General features: G+C 39.4%; 13 protein-coding genes, 1 pseudogene and 1 other annotated feature. Of the genes and pseudogenes, 2 read left to right on the top strand and 12 right to left on the bottom strand.

The window, feature by feature from the left end:
- Window positions 1-39 precede the first annotated feature (39 nt).
- The 4 genes and pseudogenes from V3595_RS25965 to V3595_RS25950 all read right to left on the bottom strand — a co-directional run bounded on the left by V3595_RS25965 (window position 40) and on the right by V3595_RS25950 (window position 4,222).
- On the bottom strand, window positions 40-873 hold the full coding sequence (locus tag V3595_RS25965) for an STAS domain-containing protein (protein ID WP_485910605.1): 834 nt from the start codon (window positions 871-873) through the stop codon (window positions 40-42).
- A gap of 364 nt (window positions 874-1,237) precedes the next feature.
- Window positions 1,238-1,942: a methyltransferase domain-containing protein gene (locus V3595_RS25960; protein ID WP_485910603.1), complete on the bottom strand. Its 705-nt coding sequence runs from the start codon at window positions 1,940-1,942 to the stop codon at window positions 1,238-1,240.
- A 394-nt stretch (window positions 1,943-2,336) separates the two neighbouring features.
- On the bottom strand, window positions 2,337-2,957 hold the full coding sequence (locus V3595_RS25955) for a class I SAM-dependent methyltransferase (protein WP_485910601.1): 621 nt from the start codon (window positions 2,955-2,957) through the stop codon (window positions 2,337-2,339).
- A gap of 375 nt (window positions 2,958-3,332) precedes the next feature.
- Window positions 3,333-4,222 (bottom strand): annotated as a pseudogene (locus V3595_RS25950) (PhzF family phenazine biosynthesis protein).
- 147 nt (window positions 4,223-4,369) lie between these two features.
- Window positions 4,370-4,622 (top strand) — a binding site (T-box leader).
- 63 nt (window positions 4,623-4,685) lie between these two features.
- Here V3595_RS25950 and V3595_RS25945 point away from each other — a divergent pair.
- The gene (locus V3595_RS25945) at window positions 4,686-5,510 is read left to right on the top strand and encodes an ATP-grasp domain-containing protein (RefSeq protein ID WP_485910599.1); all 825 of its coding nucleotides are present in this window, start codon (window positions 4,686-4,688) and stop codon (window positions 5,508-5,510) included.
- A 406-nt stretch (window positions 5,511-5,916) separates the two neighbouring features.
- Here the strand turns inward: V3595_RS25945 and galE are convergent, their stop codons facing one another.
- From galE to V3595_RS25910, 7 genes are all read right to left on the bottom strand, one after another.
- Window positions 5,917-6,888: a UDP-glucose 4-epimerase GalE gene (galE, locus tag V3595_RS25940; protein ID WP_485910597.1), complete on the bottom strand. Its 972-nt coding sequence runs from the start codon at window positions 6,886-6,888 to the stop codon at window positions 5,917-5,919.
- A 98-nt stretch (window positions 6,889-6,986) separates the two neighbouring features.
- Window positions 6,987-10,589: a CDP-glycerol glycerophosphotransferase family protein gene (locus V3595_RS25935; RefSeq protein ID WP_485910595.1), complete on the bottom strand. Its 3,603-nt coding sequence runs from the start codon at window positions 10,587-10,589 to the stop codon at window positions 6,987-6,989.
- A gap of 156 nt (window positions 10,590-10,745) precedes the next feature.
- On the bottom strand, window positions 10,746-11,633 hold the full coding sequence (gene galU, locus V3595_RS25930; protein WP_101224801.1) for a UTP--glucose-1-phosphate uridylyltransferase GalU: 888 nt from the start codon (window positions 11,631-11,633) through the stop codon (window positions 10,746-10,748).
- Window positions 11,634-11,888: 255 nt separating this feature from the next.
- A complete protein-coding gene (locus V3595_RS25925) occupies window positions 11,889-13,631 on the bottom strand; it encodes a phospho-sugar mutase (protein WP_485910592.1) in 1,743 nt (580 codons plus the stop codon).
- A 206-nt stretch (window positions 13,632-13,837) separates the two neighbouring features.
- Window positions 13,838-14,479 carry an NAD(P)-dependent oxidoreductase gene (locus V3595_RS25920; protein ID WP_485910590.1) on the bottom strand — a complete coding sequence of 214 codons (642 nt, stop codon included), beginning with the start codon at window positions 14,477-14,479 and terminating at the stop codon, window positions 13,838-13,840.
- Between the two features lie 225 nt (window positions 14,480-14,704).
- On the bottom strand, window positions 14,705-15,115 hold the full coding sequence (locus tag V3595_RS25915; protein WP_402906120.1) for a disulfide oxidoreductase: 411 nt from the start codon (window positions 15,113-15,115) through the stop codon (window positions 14,705-14,707).
- Between the two features lie 2 nt (window positions 15,116-15,117).
- The gene (locus tag V3595_RS25910) at window positions 15,118-15,807 is read right to left on the bottom strand and encodes a DsbA family protein (protein WP_402906118.1); all 690 of its coding nucleotides are present in this window, start codon (window positions 15,805-15,807) and stop codon (window positions 15,118-15,120) included.
- Between the two features lie 314 nt (window positions 15,808-16,121).
- Between V3595_RS25910 and V3595_RS25905 the strand changes: the two genes are divergently transcribed.
- Complete coding sequence (locus tag V3595_RS25905) at window positions 16,122-16,556, top strand: Rrf2 family transcriptional regulator (protein WP_485910587.1); 435 nt, start codon at window positions 16,122-16,124, stop codon at window positions 16,554-16,556.
- Between the two features lie 44 nt (window positions 16,557-16,600).
- On the opposite strand, the gene V3595_RS25900 is transcribed toward V3595_RS25905, so the two are convergent.
- Window positions 16,601-18,072, bottom strand: a 1,472-nt coding sequence (locus tag V3595_RS25900; RefSeq protein WP_485910585.1) for an SH3 domain-containing protein, incomplete at its 5' end; no start/stop codon positions are given.

Raw genomic sequence — 18,072 nt, 5'->3', positions numbered from 1 at the left:
ATTTATAACGAGTATCCCCATGCCCTGAATATGTATGTATTATTTTATCGTACTGATCGCTTGGGCAAGAGTGGACTTTATCGTCACTTTATCAAAAGGCAGTTGAAGCTTAACGGCAGTCATGGCTATTTCCGGCCGAAGTCCTGAAAGGGTTGTTTGAATTCCGATCAAATGTAAGGATTCAATCAATTGCGACAGCTGGTGGGCGGAAGCACTATCTATTGCATGAACGCCCGAGAGGTCAATGAAAAGCCTGGTGACATTTTTTTCGGCGCACTTTTGTAATGTGTTTTCAAGCAAGGACATGCCCCTCGCCGTGTCAATATCGCCTATCAGGGGAAGTAACGCCGTATTATCTTTAAGGGAAATGATGGGCGTGCTCAATTCATCGATCGTTGCCTGTTGGGCCTTCATGATTTTATTAGCATACCTATGATTCGCTTCCGTAAACTTCTCCATCACTTCGCTGAACACCTTCACCACTATCCGATACCAGGAATTTATTTCCGCCTGCGTATATTTATCTCCATGCAATCCCACAAACCGGTCAATATAATCCAGGTATTGCTCTTGCGTTCGAAAAAACTCCCTCAATATAAAATAGATAGGTGTGTTTAAATGCTGCTCATCCTGACCGATTTCTTCAATCCACTCACCAAGCTGCTCAAAGAATTCCCTCTCCTCTGTATCAAAGACCTGAAAGAAACGTAAATGGAATTCATTATTTTGCTGCTTAAGTTTTTTAATCACATTGGGATCGAGTGAGCTGTAAACCCCCGCCTTATCGTTTTTATTCAACGTTGCGTACCATTCCTCAGTCAATTGTGCTGCCACACCCAATAAAAAGGAATATAATTCTTTATTTCTGTGCATAAACTCCTCCTATTTAGTTTTTTATAAAAAGCAGTCGATAAATCTAACGCTGAAATCAGCATTGTCAGGGTATTGAAAAATTATCAACAAAGTAAGCATCGAAGAAAACCTCTTCCATACTTAAAAAACCTTATGATCTAAAAGCCCAATGGCCCCTCTTTCCATATACCTTCCCAGCTGTTTTTGAAACCATACAACCACTGTTTTTCAAAAAAAATTCAGTAAAACCTTCATCTACTATTCTGGTTCATCTATTATTATAGTTTACCATTTTTAATTTTTGTTAACAAATCACCCCTTTACAAAAAAAAGGACCTGATTCCTGATCCTCCGTTTAAACCCCATTTCGACTTTCTTATAAGAATTACTTTTTCATAAATAAGGCCGTCCATAAACCTTGAACCCCAAAGGTTTCATCCGATTGTTCCATTTTCCTCATTTTCCGTATTTCCATCACTTCAAAATCCGTGAAGATCTTTCTGAGTTTTTCTTCCGTAAAACCTAATCCGCCTTTAAGGCTTCTTTGCCTATATACTTCCCAATCTGAAATATCGGCACCACCCAATATGCCGCCCTCGACAAAACAAGTAATCGAATACAATCCCTTAGGCCTTAACGCCCTTTCCACCATGTCCAAATAATTGATCCTTCGATGTGGGGCAATATGGTGAAAACAACCTGAATCATAGACGAAGTCATATCGCCCTTCCTCAATGTCCAAATCAAATATATTCCTTTGAATGAAGTTCACGTGCACGTTCTTTTCTGCCGCTCGTTCTTTCCCCCATTCAAGGGCTTCCTTCGAAAGGTCCACCGCATCAACGGAACAGCCCTTTTGAGCAAGGTAAATGGCATTTCTTCCAGGTCCGCACCCAAGCTCAAGAACCTTTCCTGGCCGGATTAACCCACCATCAAAATATGTAACCAAATTTTCATCAGGGAAATTTCCGAAAAAGGGAACCCCTTTTGAGCGGTCTTCATAAAAACCATTCCAGAATCCAGTTGGCTCACGCAATAACGAGTCGAGCATATTCAATAGATCTTCATAGGTTGTTATCGTCTCGGACAAAACCATCACCTCTTCCCATTGTATCCCACCATTTAATTATACTGATTTTGGCCTGTGCCTATGTAACAGCTGCATCAAAAATGCGTGACATAGGACGTTCAGACACGATTGGACTTGTTGATTATATGATGATCACTGGAATTTAAAGGTATCAAAGATGCGTTCGAACAGCCTTCTGATAGTATGTTACATTCTTACTTAATAACCCGATGATCGGCTCATTATCCATGTTAGAAAGGACATGGGTTTTATATAAGTATGTAAAATATTACATGCTCTTTACAGCAAATTAGGTTAAGCTTCCAAACAACAAAACTCAGCTCTGTGATGTATCCAGATGTCTTTGAATCCGACTCCCAATCCACTTCTGAAACATCCCTCCGCCAACTTCCTGTCACATCCGTTTACTAATGATTATCTTTCTATACATTCCATTCAGCATGATCGGTCGATCTTCTTCAATTTTCATATTCTTAACATGCCTACTGAACAAGTCTTCAAACCTCAAGCCAATATCCGTTCCTAAAAATCGAATGATGGGCCTCAGAAGCTTTTTGGGTAGTGAAAGCACTTCATCTTTAGAAATAAACTTGTCGAATAGTATTATTTTTCCATCCCCTTTTAAAACTCTGATCATTTCCCGAAGGCATTCATTGGCATCAGGTACGACGGAAAGAACCAAACTTCCCACTATATAGTCAAACGATTCATTATCGAATTCCATATGCTGTGCATCCATCTCGAGGAAATTGATCGATGCATCATCAAATTTCCCCATCGCTTTTTTTAGCATATCGGCTGACAGGTCTATCGCCGTTATCTCAAGGTCAAGGTTCTTGATCAGCTCCAAATCGGCCCCCGTACCTACGCCCACAAACAGAACCTTTGCATTATCATGAAAATGCATCTCTTCAAACATTCTTTTCCTGGCATCTAAAAAGAAATGAGAGTTAAAGATTTTGTCATAAATTGGAGACCAAAATTTATAAATCACTTTATTCCACGAATTGTTCAACATTCCCACCCCCTTACATACTACTTCCATGAAGCATGATAAATCCCTTCCAAGCGGATTTTATATCTGGCAAATTAGTAAAATTAAAAATAGTATGCTTTTTACATGGAGCAAAAGTGATCTTAGCGGCGTGACCATCATCTAAAGGAAGAATTTCCAATGACTATACCGACAGCGATTGTCGTATCCACCTCAATCATTTGCGTGACCGTGTTTCTGACTGCGGTCGTTTTAAAAAGAATGAGCATGGGAGAATGATTCACAAGAACCCTGTGCTAAGACATGAAACGTCTTAGCACAGGGTTCTTACGTGTTCAATATACCTTTTTCATTTATGCTTATCATTCAACCGCCCATCCTCCTTTGCATGAACATTTAGACTTCCACTTCAAATTCTTTAACGTAGACAGCATTCCCGGTGATTTCAATATCGTATGTTTCATCGTTTTTGGTAGCCGTAACGCGAACCCTGCCATCCTTTCCGATTTCATGTCCCTGTTCGATTAACAGATGCACCTCATCTTCAAGATCATCCTTTATGTATTTTGCATAATAAGCGCCCATTACACCTGAAGCCGTTCCTGTAACCGGGTCTTCAAGCGTACCTGAAAATCCGAGGAAAAATGCCGGGCATACATATGGGCATCACTATCGTCCGTTTCCAGGCAAAAGGGATGAACGGAAGCTCTTGGCATTTCCTTTAATAATTGCGGAAACAGTCTATTGTTCACCTTCATCTTTTTGAATGAATTGCGCTCTTTTACCGGAACCAGTAAAGTCCATAAACCTGTACTTCCATAAACAATAGGTAATTCATTTTCCAGATCTTCTATATCAAGTCCGAGGGAACTGGCTAAGCCACCCTTATCTCCGCTAAACGCTTCAAACTGCGGGGCGGCCTGCTTCATCGTAATATATATCTCTTGATCCGCCGTCGAATGGATCTTGATTGGCAATATTCCCGCTCCTGTTTCAATCATCAGCTCATCTTTATCCAATAATCCCCTGGTCTTCAGTGCATGGATAGTAGCCATTGTCGCATGTCCGCAAAGATTCATTTCATGTCCCGGTGTAAAATAACGGATTCTAAGATCGGCAATATCGGACTCCATGGGAAAAGCGGTTTCATTGAACCCCACATTCAGCGCTATATCCTGCATTTCCTTTTCCGTCAGCCCATCCGCATCTAAAACAACACCTGCCGGATTTCCTTTATTCGGTTTAATACTGAACGCATCGTAATGAAAAACCCTTACCATTTTCAAATCTAACATCTCCTATTAAATAATGGTGCTTCTCTTGAATAGTAATTCTATATCTCTATCAATATCCCTTTTTCGTCCTATACTAAGTGAAACAACCATTGATTTTATTTTCTGACTATTGTACAATTACTCAAATTCACCAAAATGTAAAATTCCATGAAGGGAAGGAGTACGTTATCGTTTCTGTTCCAAAGAGAGCTGGTGCTTTGCTGAAAGCCAGTGTCCAGAATATAACCGAAGATCATCCCCGAGAAGTAAAGCCGAATCTTCAGTAAGCTTTACCGGTTTCCCCCGTTATATGGGACAACGTATTATTGTGCGTTTGTAAAGGGTAGTAATATGCTCTCGAAGCATTTTATTAAACAAGAGTGGTACCCCGAGTTCAAATCTCGTCTCTTAATGAGACGGGATTTTTTGTTTTTAACCTAATCAATAAAAATAACGGTAAGCAGGTGCAGGAGTCATGCAGACACTATTATTCGTAACGGATTTATACTATGAAGCAAAAGGAAGAAATTATTATGAGGAGGATTTGTTTCTTACTTCGAAGCTTAGAGAAGATTTTCAGTTAGTACTTTGCCATCCTGAAGACATTGAAACGTTTGAAAAGGATTTTGACTTGATCGTCTTTCGAAATGCCGGTCCAGTAGCCAATTTTAAAGATAAGTATCTAGCATTCCGTAATAGAGTGGCTGCTGGTCATTTGAAAACATACAATTCATTTGTTGGAAAGGCTGATATGAACGGGAAGGAATACTTAATTGAACTGACGAATGCTCAATTCCCCGTCATTCCGACCATCGATACACTTGAATCTTTAAATAAACTTCCTAATGTGGAAACGTTTATAGTGAAGCCGAAGGACGGCGCAGATTCCATCGGTTTGGAATTTGCCACGAAAGAAGAATTGGGAGATAAAATGGATTCAGAATCAAAGAACACATTGGTACAGCCATTTATCAACTTTGAGTATGAAGTCTCTTTTTATTTTATCGATATGGAATTTCAGTATGCCCTTTATGCGCCTAATAAAGAGAAAAGGTGGGAATTAAAAGAATATATACCTACTGAAGCAGACTTGGCCTTTGCTAAACGATTTATTGAATGGAACAATCTTGATTGGGGTATCCAACGAGTTGATGCCTGCCGGAATGAGCAAGGTGAACTTTTATTAGTAGAACTGGAAGATTTAAACCCCTATCTGTCCCTGCTGGAATTAAAGAATGAAACACGTCAGAATTTTGTAGAAGCCATGAAAAAATCAATCCAAAAAGCTTTGCAAGCTTAGAATGAAAAAATTCGTGGACGGCCGAATTAAGTGTGGTGTAGGTTGAATAAAGTGCACGGACGGTCGAATAACTGGCGGGAATGGTCGAATAAAGTCCGCGGTAGGTCGAATAACTGGCGGGAATGGTCGAATAAAGTCCGCGGTAGGTCGAATAACTGGCGGGAATGGTCGAATAAAGTCCGCGGTAGGTCGAATAACTGGCGGAAATGGTCGAATAAGGTGCGTACCAGGATTTTAAAACAAGACTTGGTTATACTACATGTTTTTTTACTGTTTTATATGATAAAAACCTCAATGGATTAAAGAAATCACCTGCAACGTTCTTTAAATAAAAAAACTGCAGGCAAACTCGCTTTTCTTTGAGTTTGTCTACAGTCTGAAACGACTACCGAGTCCCAAGGGACCATTAATTCATTTGAGATTTATGCCATTTCCACGCACTTTCAATGATTTCTTCCAAATTTATCGATGCTTTCCATCCAAGCTCTTCATATATCTTATTTGCCGAAGCAACCAAGCGGGCTGGATCTCCAGGGCGACGGTCTGCATACTCTATGGTCGGTTTCACTCCTGTGACTTTTTCACAAGTGTCGATTACATCCTTAACCGAAAATCCTTTTCCATTCCCAAGATTGTAGGTGGCCGTATCCTTCTTCCCGGATAATAGGGCTTGAAGGGCGATTATATGAGCTTGGGCTAAATCCGTTACATGGATATAATCACGAATGCAAGTGCCATCTTCTGTGTCATAGTCCGTTCCAAACACGGAAATCTTCTCACGTTGACCTAATAAATGCTGTAAAATAATAGGAATCAGGTGTGTTTCCGGATCATGACTTTCACCGATTTCTGCCGACGTATGTGCTCCAGCCGCATTAAAGTAACGCAAGACGACATAATGAAGTCCATATGCATTTGCAAAATCCCCTAAGATCTGCTCTACCATCAATTTCGAGCGGCCATATGGATTAATCGGATTGGTTGGCTGATCTTCATCAATCATATCAACATTTGGTATCCCGTACGTAGCTGCCGTTGATGAGAAAATGAAATTCTTAACATCATGCTTGAGCATGGTATTCAATAATGTAAGAGTTGCACCTACATTATTATCATAGTATTTATAAGGATCTTTAACAGACTCCCCAACCAAGCTATTAGCGGCAAAGTGCATAACAGCTTTAATGGGATACTTAAGGAATATTTCATTCAAAACTTCTTCGTCCCCTAAATTCCCTTCCACCAAGATGGCCTTCGAATCAACCAGCGAACGAAAACCGGTTGAGAGATTATCCAGAATGACTACCTCTTCAGTATTCACTAACTCTTTTACAAGATGACTTCCAATATATCCTGCACCGCCAACGACCAAAATCATATAGAATTTCTCCTTTTACTTTAAGCTTAAATGAATCATTGCCAAATCTCGCAACCTATATATGTGAGGCTCTTCTAATTATAAGAATCTCCCTCATTTTATAGGCATTTATTGAAAGTTTCCATGGCCAATCCATTATATTGAGTGTAATCAAACTTCGCTAGTTCAGGATTATCATTATTAACCATAGTAGATAAGCCCTTTTCCAGTCCATCTATGCTATTTTCGACAAGTAAACCATATTTACCATTTTCCAAAACGGTTCGGTTAGCCACTATATCAGTAGCCATGATTTTCATTCCTAAAGTCATTGCCTCCAATAATACCATAGGCTGCCCTTCATAATGTGAGGAGAGAACGAAGCAGTCACACTTTTCCATGAACGAAAATGGATTTTCAAGCTGGCCTAAAAGATGAATGGAATGATTTAATTCCAGCTCATCAATGATTGCCTGCAAATCTTCCTTTAAAGGTCCTTGTCCCAAAATATACAGTTTACTATTTTTGTGTTTCTCATGAAAGCCTGCGAATGCGCGAATCAAATTATCTTGACCTTTTTCAGGAGATAATCTTCCCATATTGACAAAGTTAAAATCATTTTTATCAGGATATGGAACGAATTGATCATTCACTTCCAATCCATGGACCTCTTGTACGATTAATGCCTGTTTATCGATCCAGCCTATAGATATCCCGTCCAATAATATATGGGCATAAGTACCAAGTTGAGTAACCGCTTCTTTATCGAATTCCACAATCCGCCCATTAAAGGTTGGCCCATTTTCCAAGACCATGGCATCCTGCAATCCATACGGCTTATCCCAAATATTATAGTCGCCTAAGTTAATTTCGGCAGTGCCGCGCACTTCCTGTTCTTTTAACAGGATTGGCTCTTCTATGATTTCGAATGCCCCCGTATTTAACCAGCCAATTTTCTTATTATCGATTTCGAATAGGTAATAGCCGCCTTTGTTGGTTCTATTATATTTTATGATTCTGACGATTTGCCCTTCAAAATCGATTGCCTTGCTCACTCTTTTAGCCTTGTAGTTCGGATATGCCTTCGTCCAGATTGTATGGTCTTCCGGGTTAGTTATTTTTCCGTACTTCTGATTACCGGTGTTTATTTCCTTCAGCGTTCTATTCTCAATCTTATCAATGAACTTTTTATTATTTTTATAGTTTCTGGATATTATATACTTTCTTTTCATCATGATTTGCAGCTTGTCATTAAAGCTCATGTCTTCATTGATTGTACAATGTTCAAGCATGGATAAAGCTGAATTATCTATCCAGCCTATTATCTTGTTTTTTACAGATATTCTGCTATAAATCGAATGCTGGGTTTTTGCTTCCCTATCTACTTTTACAATGATTCCTTTAAAATCATGACTGCCGGAAACTTTGTACGTTCCTTCGACTTTATACGGCAAGGACCAAATATAGTTCGATCGAGGTCTTACTAACCTTGCAATTTTATCCACTTCTTTTTCATAAATGATGCTGTCTGGCAACAGCTCCACAGCTTCTTCACTAATCCAGCCTATTATTTGATTGTCATGACTGAATTTGTAAAATGTCTTTTGATCAGCATGGGCTTTTCTCGAAATCACGATTTCAGCACCTTCAAAACGTTCTTCCAGTGGAAATCGGATGGCATTCGAAATTCCCGGAAGGGTATTCCAAACATGATTATCCTTGACATCGTTTAATATCGCCCTTGCTTTGAAGTTTTCTGTGATCATTGCCTTTTCATCATTTTCGATAACTTCAGGTTCATTTGACTCGATTTGAAGGATTTTATCCGGGTTGATAGAATTCATTACATAATCGAATTTATCGAAGTCTGCATACTCCAATAGATTCTTTCGGTTTAATTCCATCGTTCCCTCAGAAACACTTACCAGTTTATCAAATCGATTGTATACCGAAAAAATCCCTCTTAGATTAATACGGTGAGGTCTCTTTCCATTAATGATGCGCTCACTATCAGAAAGCAAATCATTATGCATATAACAAACTTTCTTTTTTGCATCTGCCGCCAGCAGATATTTAGCCCAATAATGACTATAACCGCTAAAATCGATAACAAAATCAAACTTTGTTTTACCGAATAAACGTGCATGCTCCCTAATATAAGCATTTTCCGGGTAAAGCTTCTTCCCTAAGAAACCTCTTTCCCCTCTGTTATGGATGAATTTGTCTTTGTAGACTTCCAAAAATTTATACACAGGCAAGCCAGGTTTGAATAGAAAACGCACATTCTTGTTGACCTTGCCCATATTTTTCAAAACCTCGTACGAGTGAGGGGTGGCAGTAAAACAGCTGACATCATATTTATCATAATCAATATTATTCATTAAGTTAAGGAAAGAGGATGTAATTCCGTTATCCCTCAATCCGCCCGGATAAATCAATATTTTTTCCTTTGCGGAATCCAGCCCAGTAATTGTATTTAGTTGTTTCGTAGACTTATTGAAAATATTATTGACTATTCTTTCTGTTACTTTTCCATCCTCATGGTTCGTGAATTTTTCCTGCATTTTTTTATATTTATCGGAATATCTTAATTCCACATTTTTAATATCTTTAATGGCTAGTGCCAGTTCTTTTGAGTTAAAAAGCATCGGTCCCGGAAGTTCGTCATTTTGGAGATATTGTCCCCTTTGCTCTGCATAAACGTCCGTGTCCCATGTGTAAAATAGAATAGGCTTATCGGTAACAAGGTAATCAAAGAATATGCTGGAATAATCCGTGATAAGCAAATCAACTGCAGCAAGCAATTCATTTGTATCCACATAGTCAGGTATTAGCACATCCTTGATTTCCGAATGCTTGGCCGCTTCTTTATATAGAAATGGATGTACCTTAATAAATAGGTTATATTGTTCACCGATTTGACTTTGTAAATAATTAATATCGGCAATGATTTGAAGAAGATCGTTATCCACTTTGGCAAGGTTCGTCCCCTTCCAAGTCGGGGCATATAAAATATTTTCCTTAGCATCACTGACTTTCAACCCTAGAGTCCTTAGATAATCCTTATACTCCCCCGGATTCGTATTCAGCGTCAAATCGATCCTCGGATATCCTTCTTCTATAATTTCACCTTTATACAATCCATTTAACTTATAGCTATGTGTAAAAATGTTGGTAGTATGGGCATTAGGGCTCAAAATGTAATCTGCACTCAAAAAGTTCCTGACAACGTTTTGGGAGACCGAAGGATTACCCGGTATATCAAAGCCCATATTCTTAAGGGGCGTTCCATGCCAGGTATTGATGTAAATTTGCTCACTTTTAGGGATGAAGAAAGACTGGAATGTGGAGTTATTGATTAAATACTCACTTGTTGCCAACCATTTTAAATATTCCTTTGAATTACGCTGAACGAATTGAACATTCGGCATATCCTTGTACTTCGCTATTACACCTGAGAGGACACTGAAATCCTGGATGGACCAAATGTGCATAAAATCATGATAGTCCTGATTTTCCAGCATATATTTAAACATCGCATATGGACTGTCAGTCATACTGTTTCCATCACGACTCTCATATAGAATTGTGTTTTTTTGCACGCTTAATTTCTCATAATACTTTGCATATCTATTTACGCGCTGATGATTTTCCTTTAATAGGAAATTAGCGATAGGTTGTTTAAGGAAATCGACTTTTCTTTTTATTACCTTCTTATTCACTAAATAGGCATCCCCTTTTATGGATTTATATTCACCATTCAAAATTATGTTTGCCTTTCATTAACCAAAAATAACAACTATGAATGATCAATAGTTGGAGATTTTTTAAAGATGATTACTACATTAAATTAAAAGATTATGAATGGCAGTAAGAGTTTATTTGTCCACTGCCTTATGCATTTCGAGGATATTTTCCATTACTTTTATGATGTCGTCTCTTAAATCTGGACGTTGCAGGGCAAATTCAATTGTCGTTTTCACAAAGCCATCGACAACTCCGACATCATAGCGTTTTCCTTCAAAATCGTAAGCGAAGACTTTTTGGATTTCATTCAGTTTTTGGATGGCATCCGTTAACTGGATTTCACCGCCAGCCCCTGTTTCCTGCTTGGCCAGGAAATCGAATATTTCCGGAGTCAGTATGTATCTTCCCATGATGGCTAGATTGGATGGTGCCGTTCCTTGTTTTGGTTTTTCGACGAAACGGTTCACTTCGTATCTTCTGCCTTCTTGCGTAAGCGGGTCAATGATGCCATACCTATGCGTTTCGCTCTCATTTACAGGCTGCACACCAATGATGGACGAACCTGTCGCATCATATTCGTTGATTAATTGGCGTAGTGAAGGCACATCGCTTTCTACGATATCATCGCCTAAAAGGACGGCAAATGGCTCATCACCAATAAAGTTACGTGCACACCAAACTGCATGTCCGAGGCCTCTCGGTTCTTTTTGCCTAATGTAGTGAATATTAGCTAAATTGGATGGGTATCGGACCTTCTCCAATAAATCGAATTTCCCTTTTTCACTCAAGTTATTCTCTAGTTCGTAAGCATTATCAAAATGATCTTCTATCGCTCGTTTATTCTTTCCTGTGACAATGATTATATCTTCAATTCCCGCTTTCACGGCTTCTTCTATAATATATTGTATAGTTGGTTTATCGACTATTGGCAGCATTTCTTTAGGCATAGCCTTCGTTGCGGGCAAGAATCTAGTGCCCAATCCCGCTGCAGGTATTATGGCCTTTTTAACTTTTTTCATTCTTTGTAACTCCTTCATATTAAGATAAATCTACAAAAAACCCCATTTTTTTCTGAATCATCCTTTTTATAGTAACATAGACTCGTTTTTTGTAAATATCTTAACAGAAAAAATTCCTTCATTTGTAAACGCATCCATAAATTAAACTTCCACCCAATGCGATATCCCGAAAAATAAGGCCTTTCCCCGATATTCCAGGAAAAGGCCTTATTTTTCTTAATTATATGACTGGTAGGTCCAAGGACTTAGAAATATTTATTTAGCACTATTGATCATACCATGAATATTTTCCATGAAAGCATTCATGACCTGCTTCAATTTCAACTCGGCTTCTTCCATCGTTTCACTTTGGATCCCAAAATAAAATTTGATTTTAGGTTCTGTACCAGATGGCCGCAAGCATACCCATGTGCCATCCTCAAGGAAGTACTTAATTACATTTGATTTAGGTAAATCAATGACTTCTTCCTTATTGGTGCCCACCGTCCACTTCACACCTCTTTGATAATCCTCCTGCATCGTTACAGCTTTTCCGGCAATTTGCTTTGGAGGAGCCTCACGGAACTGATTCAGTATCCCTTGAATCTGCCCGGCGCCTTCAATCCCCTTTAAGGTCAATGACTGAAGTCCCTCCAGATAATATCCGTACTTTTCAAAGATGGTAAGCAATCCTACATATAGATCCATGCCCTGTTTTTTATAGTGGGCACAAACCTCCACCGCAAGAACGGCCGCTTGGATCGCATCTTTATCACGGGCAAAATCCTTGATTAAATAGCCATAACTTTCTTCATATCCGAATATGAACGTGTGCTTGCCGCTATCCTCATATTCATTGATCTTTTCAGCGATGAATTTAAAACCCGTTAATACATCAACGGTCCCTAAACCATATTCCTTAGCGATTCTGCGCCCGATTTCAGAAGTTACTATCGTTTTTAGGACAACTCCATTGGGAGGTAAAGTGCCTTTCGCTTTCTTTTCTTTTAAAAGATAATCCAATATTAGTGCACCTGTCTGATTACCTGTAAGCACCACATATTCGCCATCTTTATTTTTAACGGCGATACCGAGTCGATCTGCATCCGGATCTGTTGCAATCAAAAGGTCTGCCGATACTTCATTTCCTAATTCAATGGCCATTTCAAAAGCTGCATGCTCTTCCGGGTTCGGGGATTGAACTGTCGAAAAATTGGGATCAGGCAATTCCTGCTCTTTTACAACGTGTACCTTGTCGTATCCCAGATCTTGTAAAGCACGTCTGACAGACTTATTTGCCGTGCCATGAAGCGGTGTGAATACAACTGTCACATCCACTTCTTCACTTAAATCTTTGTTTTCGGGCACAGTAAGCAATTTATCATTATAAGCGGTATCGATTTCCTCTCCGACAATCTCAATGAGGCCTTGCGCTTTCAATGTCTCTTCATCTTTTACCGAAATGGCAAGTTCGTTTTCAATCGCATTCACGAATTCTATCACTACATCAGCCGTTGCCGGAGGAAGCTGTGCACCATCTGGCCCGTACACTTTATAGCCATTATATTCAGGGGGATTGTGACTTGCTGTAATAACGATCCCAGCATATGCATTCAGTTCACGAACGGCAAAGGATAACTCCGGCGTTGGTCTTAACTCATCGAATAGATAAGCCTTGATTCCTTCTGTAGCCAGGGTCTTGGCTGCTTCCAAGGCAAATTCAGGCGATTTAAAACGTGAATCGTAGGCAATCGCGACACCTCTGCGTTTTGCTTCATCACCCATCGATTGCAGATAATGGGCTAATCCCAATGTTGCTTTACGGACTGTATATAGATTCATCCGATTCGTACCTGCCCCAATTTCCCCGCGCATACCGCCTGTGCCGAATTCCAAGTTCTTATAAAACGCATCTTCTATATTTTTTTCATCATCTTGCATCTCATTAAGTAATGATTTCATTTCATTATCAAGGGCTTCGAAATTCACCCATGAGTCGTAAGAACATTTCCAATTCATCTTCGCATAGTCCTTCTTTCTTTGTTGGGAAATCTAGATGTTTCTACTAAAATCTAACAATACAAATTAATAAAAAAAGCATCTATAGGACTTTCTTGCTATATTATCTGCAAAAAATGGACATCAGTCAATATTTTTGGAAAAAATTTGTTGTACATAATAGGTCGAAAAAATGGACGTCACCACAAGGAGCGACGTCCACTTAATTATTCAGCTTCGGCAACAACGGTAAAGCGTTGGTTGATGTGCTTTGGAATTTCAATTTCATCAAGTACTGCAAGGGCAAAATCGGCATAACTTACATAGCTTTCACCCTTTGAATTTACAAGAAGGTTATCTTTACCAAGTTTATAACCACCTGTTCTATTTCCTTGCGGATCAAAGAAGGCGGAAGGACTGATGAACGTCCATTGAATCCCAGTCGCATTTTGCAAATCTCCAAGGTTCTTGGATTGATTAAAGGCTGTTGCAAAGTATTCTTTAGGGAACTCAGGCGTATCCAGTACACGGATCGTTTTTGCCTCGTCAACGAAAAGGCTTCCAGCTCCGCCAACAACGATCAGTCTAGTTTGAGGCGCCCCTTTCATTGCGTCAATCAGGATTTTTCCTGCATCGACATGCAGATGTTCTTTCCCCGGAGCAGCGCCAAAGGCATTCACAACCACATCGAATTCTTTAATATCTTCTGCTTTCAGATCGAATACGTCTTTTTCCAGTACGGATGCTCCTTGAATTTGGACTTTGGCTTCATCCCTGACAATGGCCGTAACTTCATGTCCCCTAGTCAATGCTTCCTTTAAAATCAGACTTCCAGCTTTTCCGCTCGCACCAATAATACCGATTTTCATATTAAATTCCTCCTATATATTGTTTTAAAAACTTTAATTGTAACTTAATTGATTACATGTAATAATATAAGTTACAGGATGCATCTTGTCAACATTATTATTTTGGGGAGTTTCGGAGATATATTGGAGTTTTCGTCGATATATTGCAATTTTCGGAGATATAATCCAATTTTCGTCGATATATATAAAAAAGCACCATTCCTTTTAGAATGGTGCGCCGCTTAATTACATGCTTTTTTTCTTTTTCATTAGCAGTGCCATGCAGATTGTGATGAGAGTAAAGGCGATAAAGGCCAAAAACGGGATCGTGATGAATCCTAGCCAATTTATATACTCACCTGAGCAGGGAACACCGCTTTGGCACATTTCGAAATGCTGTAGTGCTGGAATTTTTTGCAGACTATAGTGATACCCTGACACCAACATGCCCAAAATCGATAATGGAAGGATGTATCGATAAATTTTCAAGTCCTGTTCATAAAAGGCCCTGCCCAATAAGATAACGAGCGGGTACATCAAGATCCTTTGATACCAACAAAAGGTACAGGGTACATAATGGAGAATCTCACTAAAGTAGAGACTTCCAGCAGTGGCGATGATGGACAGGATCCAAGAAAATAATAGTGGCTTGTTCATCACTATTTCTCCTTCGCTGCATCATCAACCATTTTCACTAAATCATCGATTGTATTTCCTTCAAACTTCTTGCCATTGACAAATAAGGAAGGAGTTCCAGTAACGCCCAATTCGTCTGCCAGCTCCATATCCTTGTTCCATTGGTCCTCGGACTTTTCGTCTTTAAACGAGGTAACGACCTTTTTCACATCTTTGTCATTTGCGATTTCTTTCAATGTTTCTTCCAAGAATTTGTCCGTAAAGACATCTTCCTTTTCATATTTCAGGTCAGCTGGCTGCTTATCGTACAAAAGCTCATGAAATTTCCAAAAGGTATCATTACCTAATTCCTGATAAACACTTTCCGCGAATTTAGCGGATCTGGTTGAATCGACGTTAATAAACGAATAATTCATGAAATAAAATTGCGCTTTTCCTGTATCAATCAATTCACTTTGTATAGAAGGGAAGAATTGCTCCTCGAATGTCTTACAGACTGGACATTTATAATCCCCAAATTCCACTATTTGGACAGGAGCCGATTTTTCTCCCAAATAAGGCTGTGCTTTATAATCGATTTCATTAACGGCTGTATCTTCGTCCTTCCCATTTGCTAAAAATATAAAGCCAATAATGATTACAGCGATTAGCCCGATGATCCAAAACGTGAATGCAGAAGATTGTTTTTGATTACCCTTTTTTTTATTAGCCATCATATACCTCCATTACTTGTAGTTGTGTCGATATTCCTTATCCAGCCATAGCGGCCGATTTCAAGTTCCCCCTTCCTGCACCTGTCACCTGTAACTGATTCATTTACACGTTATAATATAAGTTTCACCATGCTGGTTTGTCAATTACACATACCTTTTATTTTCGCCTTTGCAGAAACGGCGTGACTTGACAAGGAAACGGTTAATGGATAAATATTATTCTTGCAGGCCATTATAACTTGTAACCACTTGAATTACATGTTAAATAATTTATACTATATAAGAATAGAGATTTTAAAGGAGAGAAAAAAGAGATGTCCATCAGTACCCGCTTTTCCGTAGGAATCCATATATTATCTCTTTTAGAAATAAACAAAGAAGGCGTTAACACTTCTGATTTTATAGCAAAAAGTGTAAACACCAACCCAGCCTTAATCAGAAAAATCACCGGCATGCTGAAGAATGCTGGTTTAGTGAATGTTCGGCCGGGTATCGCCGGAGCGACATTGGCCAAGGAATTATCGGATATCACTTTGCTCGATGTTTATCAGGCTGTCAACGTTGTCTCCGATAAAGAATTATTTGGAATCCATGAAAATCCTAATCCAGCATGCACTGTTGGAAGAAATATACAAGATACAATAGAGCCTATCTTTTCAGTCGCTGAACTTGCCTTGGAAAAGGCATTGGGAGTGGTGACGATCGAGGATGTCGTCAGGGGTATTCTGGAAAAGGATAAAACTAATTAGCAAAAAAACACATGAGTCGGACTCATGTGTTTTTTCCTGTTTTCTTATTTATACTTAGGAACTTCAATCCTCAATTTATAGGAATCTAGTAAACTATACAAATTATAAATCTGTTTCACTTGTTTTGTTGCCCAGCCAATATCAGTGGCATACTGGTGTGAAGCATATCCATATTTCTCTGCAGCTGTAGGATTCCATCTCATTTTGTAAAGCGTGTCCTGTCCAGCAGAGATATATCCTTTGGCGATGAATTCGGCACCGCCTATGATGGCCGCTTCCGGAGTGAACCAACCTGCATTATAGGCGTATTGAGCGCCGCTGCTTAGCGCCGTTCCGTCAAATGCTCCCACTCCATACATATTATAGACCGTTTTCCCGTTCACCTTTACGCCAGTCGCTAACGGTGATGTTCCATTCCCGGTCTCCAGCAAAGCATGTGATATCAGGTAGATTTCATTGACCCCATATTTTTCCCCTGCCGCAGTGAAGGTTGCAGCTTGGCCTTGTAAAATCCCTTTACCTGAAAGGATTCTATTATTCACTTCTGAAACGTTCATGTTGGTGACTTGGGAAAGCTTGACGAATTGGAATGAATTTACTGGATCATTCACAAAATTATTTGGGTTAAGATTATATTCTATATCTTCCGGACTGGCATTTACCCATGTCTTGTTATAGTCCACCTCATACCAATAGTATCCATCAGAGCCCTTTACTTTCGATTTAATATTCAATGATTGATTATTGCTGACAGGACCGACTACCCAATAATTAGAACCAGCTCCGCCCCTGACACGCCATCCGGTTCCTTTAACCGTACCTTTTGTTGAATTGATCAAAGTTAATCCATCTTCACGTATGTAGGTTTTATACTTCTTATCCGTCTGACCGTTTACGGCCATTTGAATTTCAACCATCTTTTCCATCGTAAGATTATACTCTTTATCGATCCTGATTATCGATCCATTCGAACTTCCCGGACCTTCCGGTGCTTTGGCCGTTAAATATTGCGTACTGACATATCCGGTTTTTCCATTGGCCGTGATTCTTGACCAGCCATTAGACTCTGAATAAACCGTTACGGCCGTATTGTTTACAAGCTTGGCTATAATTGAAGCGGAAGCTGATGCAGCAGATCGCATATTTAGACTGGAGCCATCATTCACATTTACATATTTAACTGACGTGTTTCCTTCTTCGTCTGGATTCAGCCCCGGTAAAGGACCAGGCTTCGTTGCTGATAGATATTGCGTATTGACATAACCCTCCCCGCCATACGCTTTAACTTTAGACCAGCCATTTGATTCCGAGATGACTTCTACCTCTACACCCCTTGCCAATTTCACAATGACAGAAGCACTTTCTGACGGCTTATTCCGCATATTCAGTGAACCCGTGCTGACATTTACATATTTCGTTGTCGTTTTTTCAGGTATGGATGGTTTGGATTCCATTCCAGGCTTTGTCGTCGAAAGATAGTCAGTACTGACATACCCATCCTTCCCATTTACCTTGA

Source organism: Bacillus sp. CFBP9009 (genome assembly GCF_036541465.1).
Classification (GTDB): Bacteria; Bacillota; Bacilli; order Bacillales; family DSM-1321; genus Peribacillus.
The sequence above is the reverse complement of the archived record's forward strand: the minus strand, read 5'-3'. Positions and strand labels throughout refer to the sequence as shown.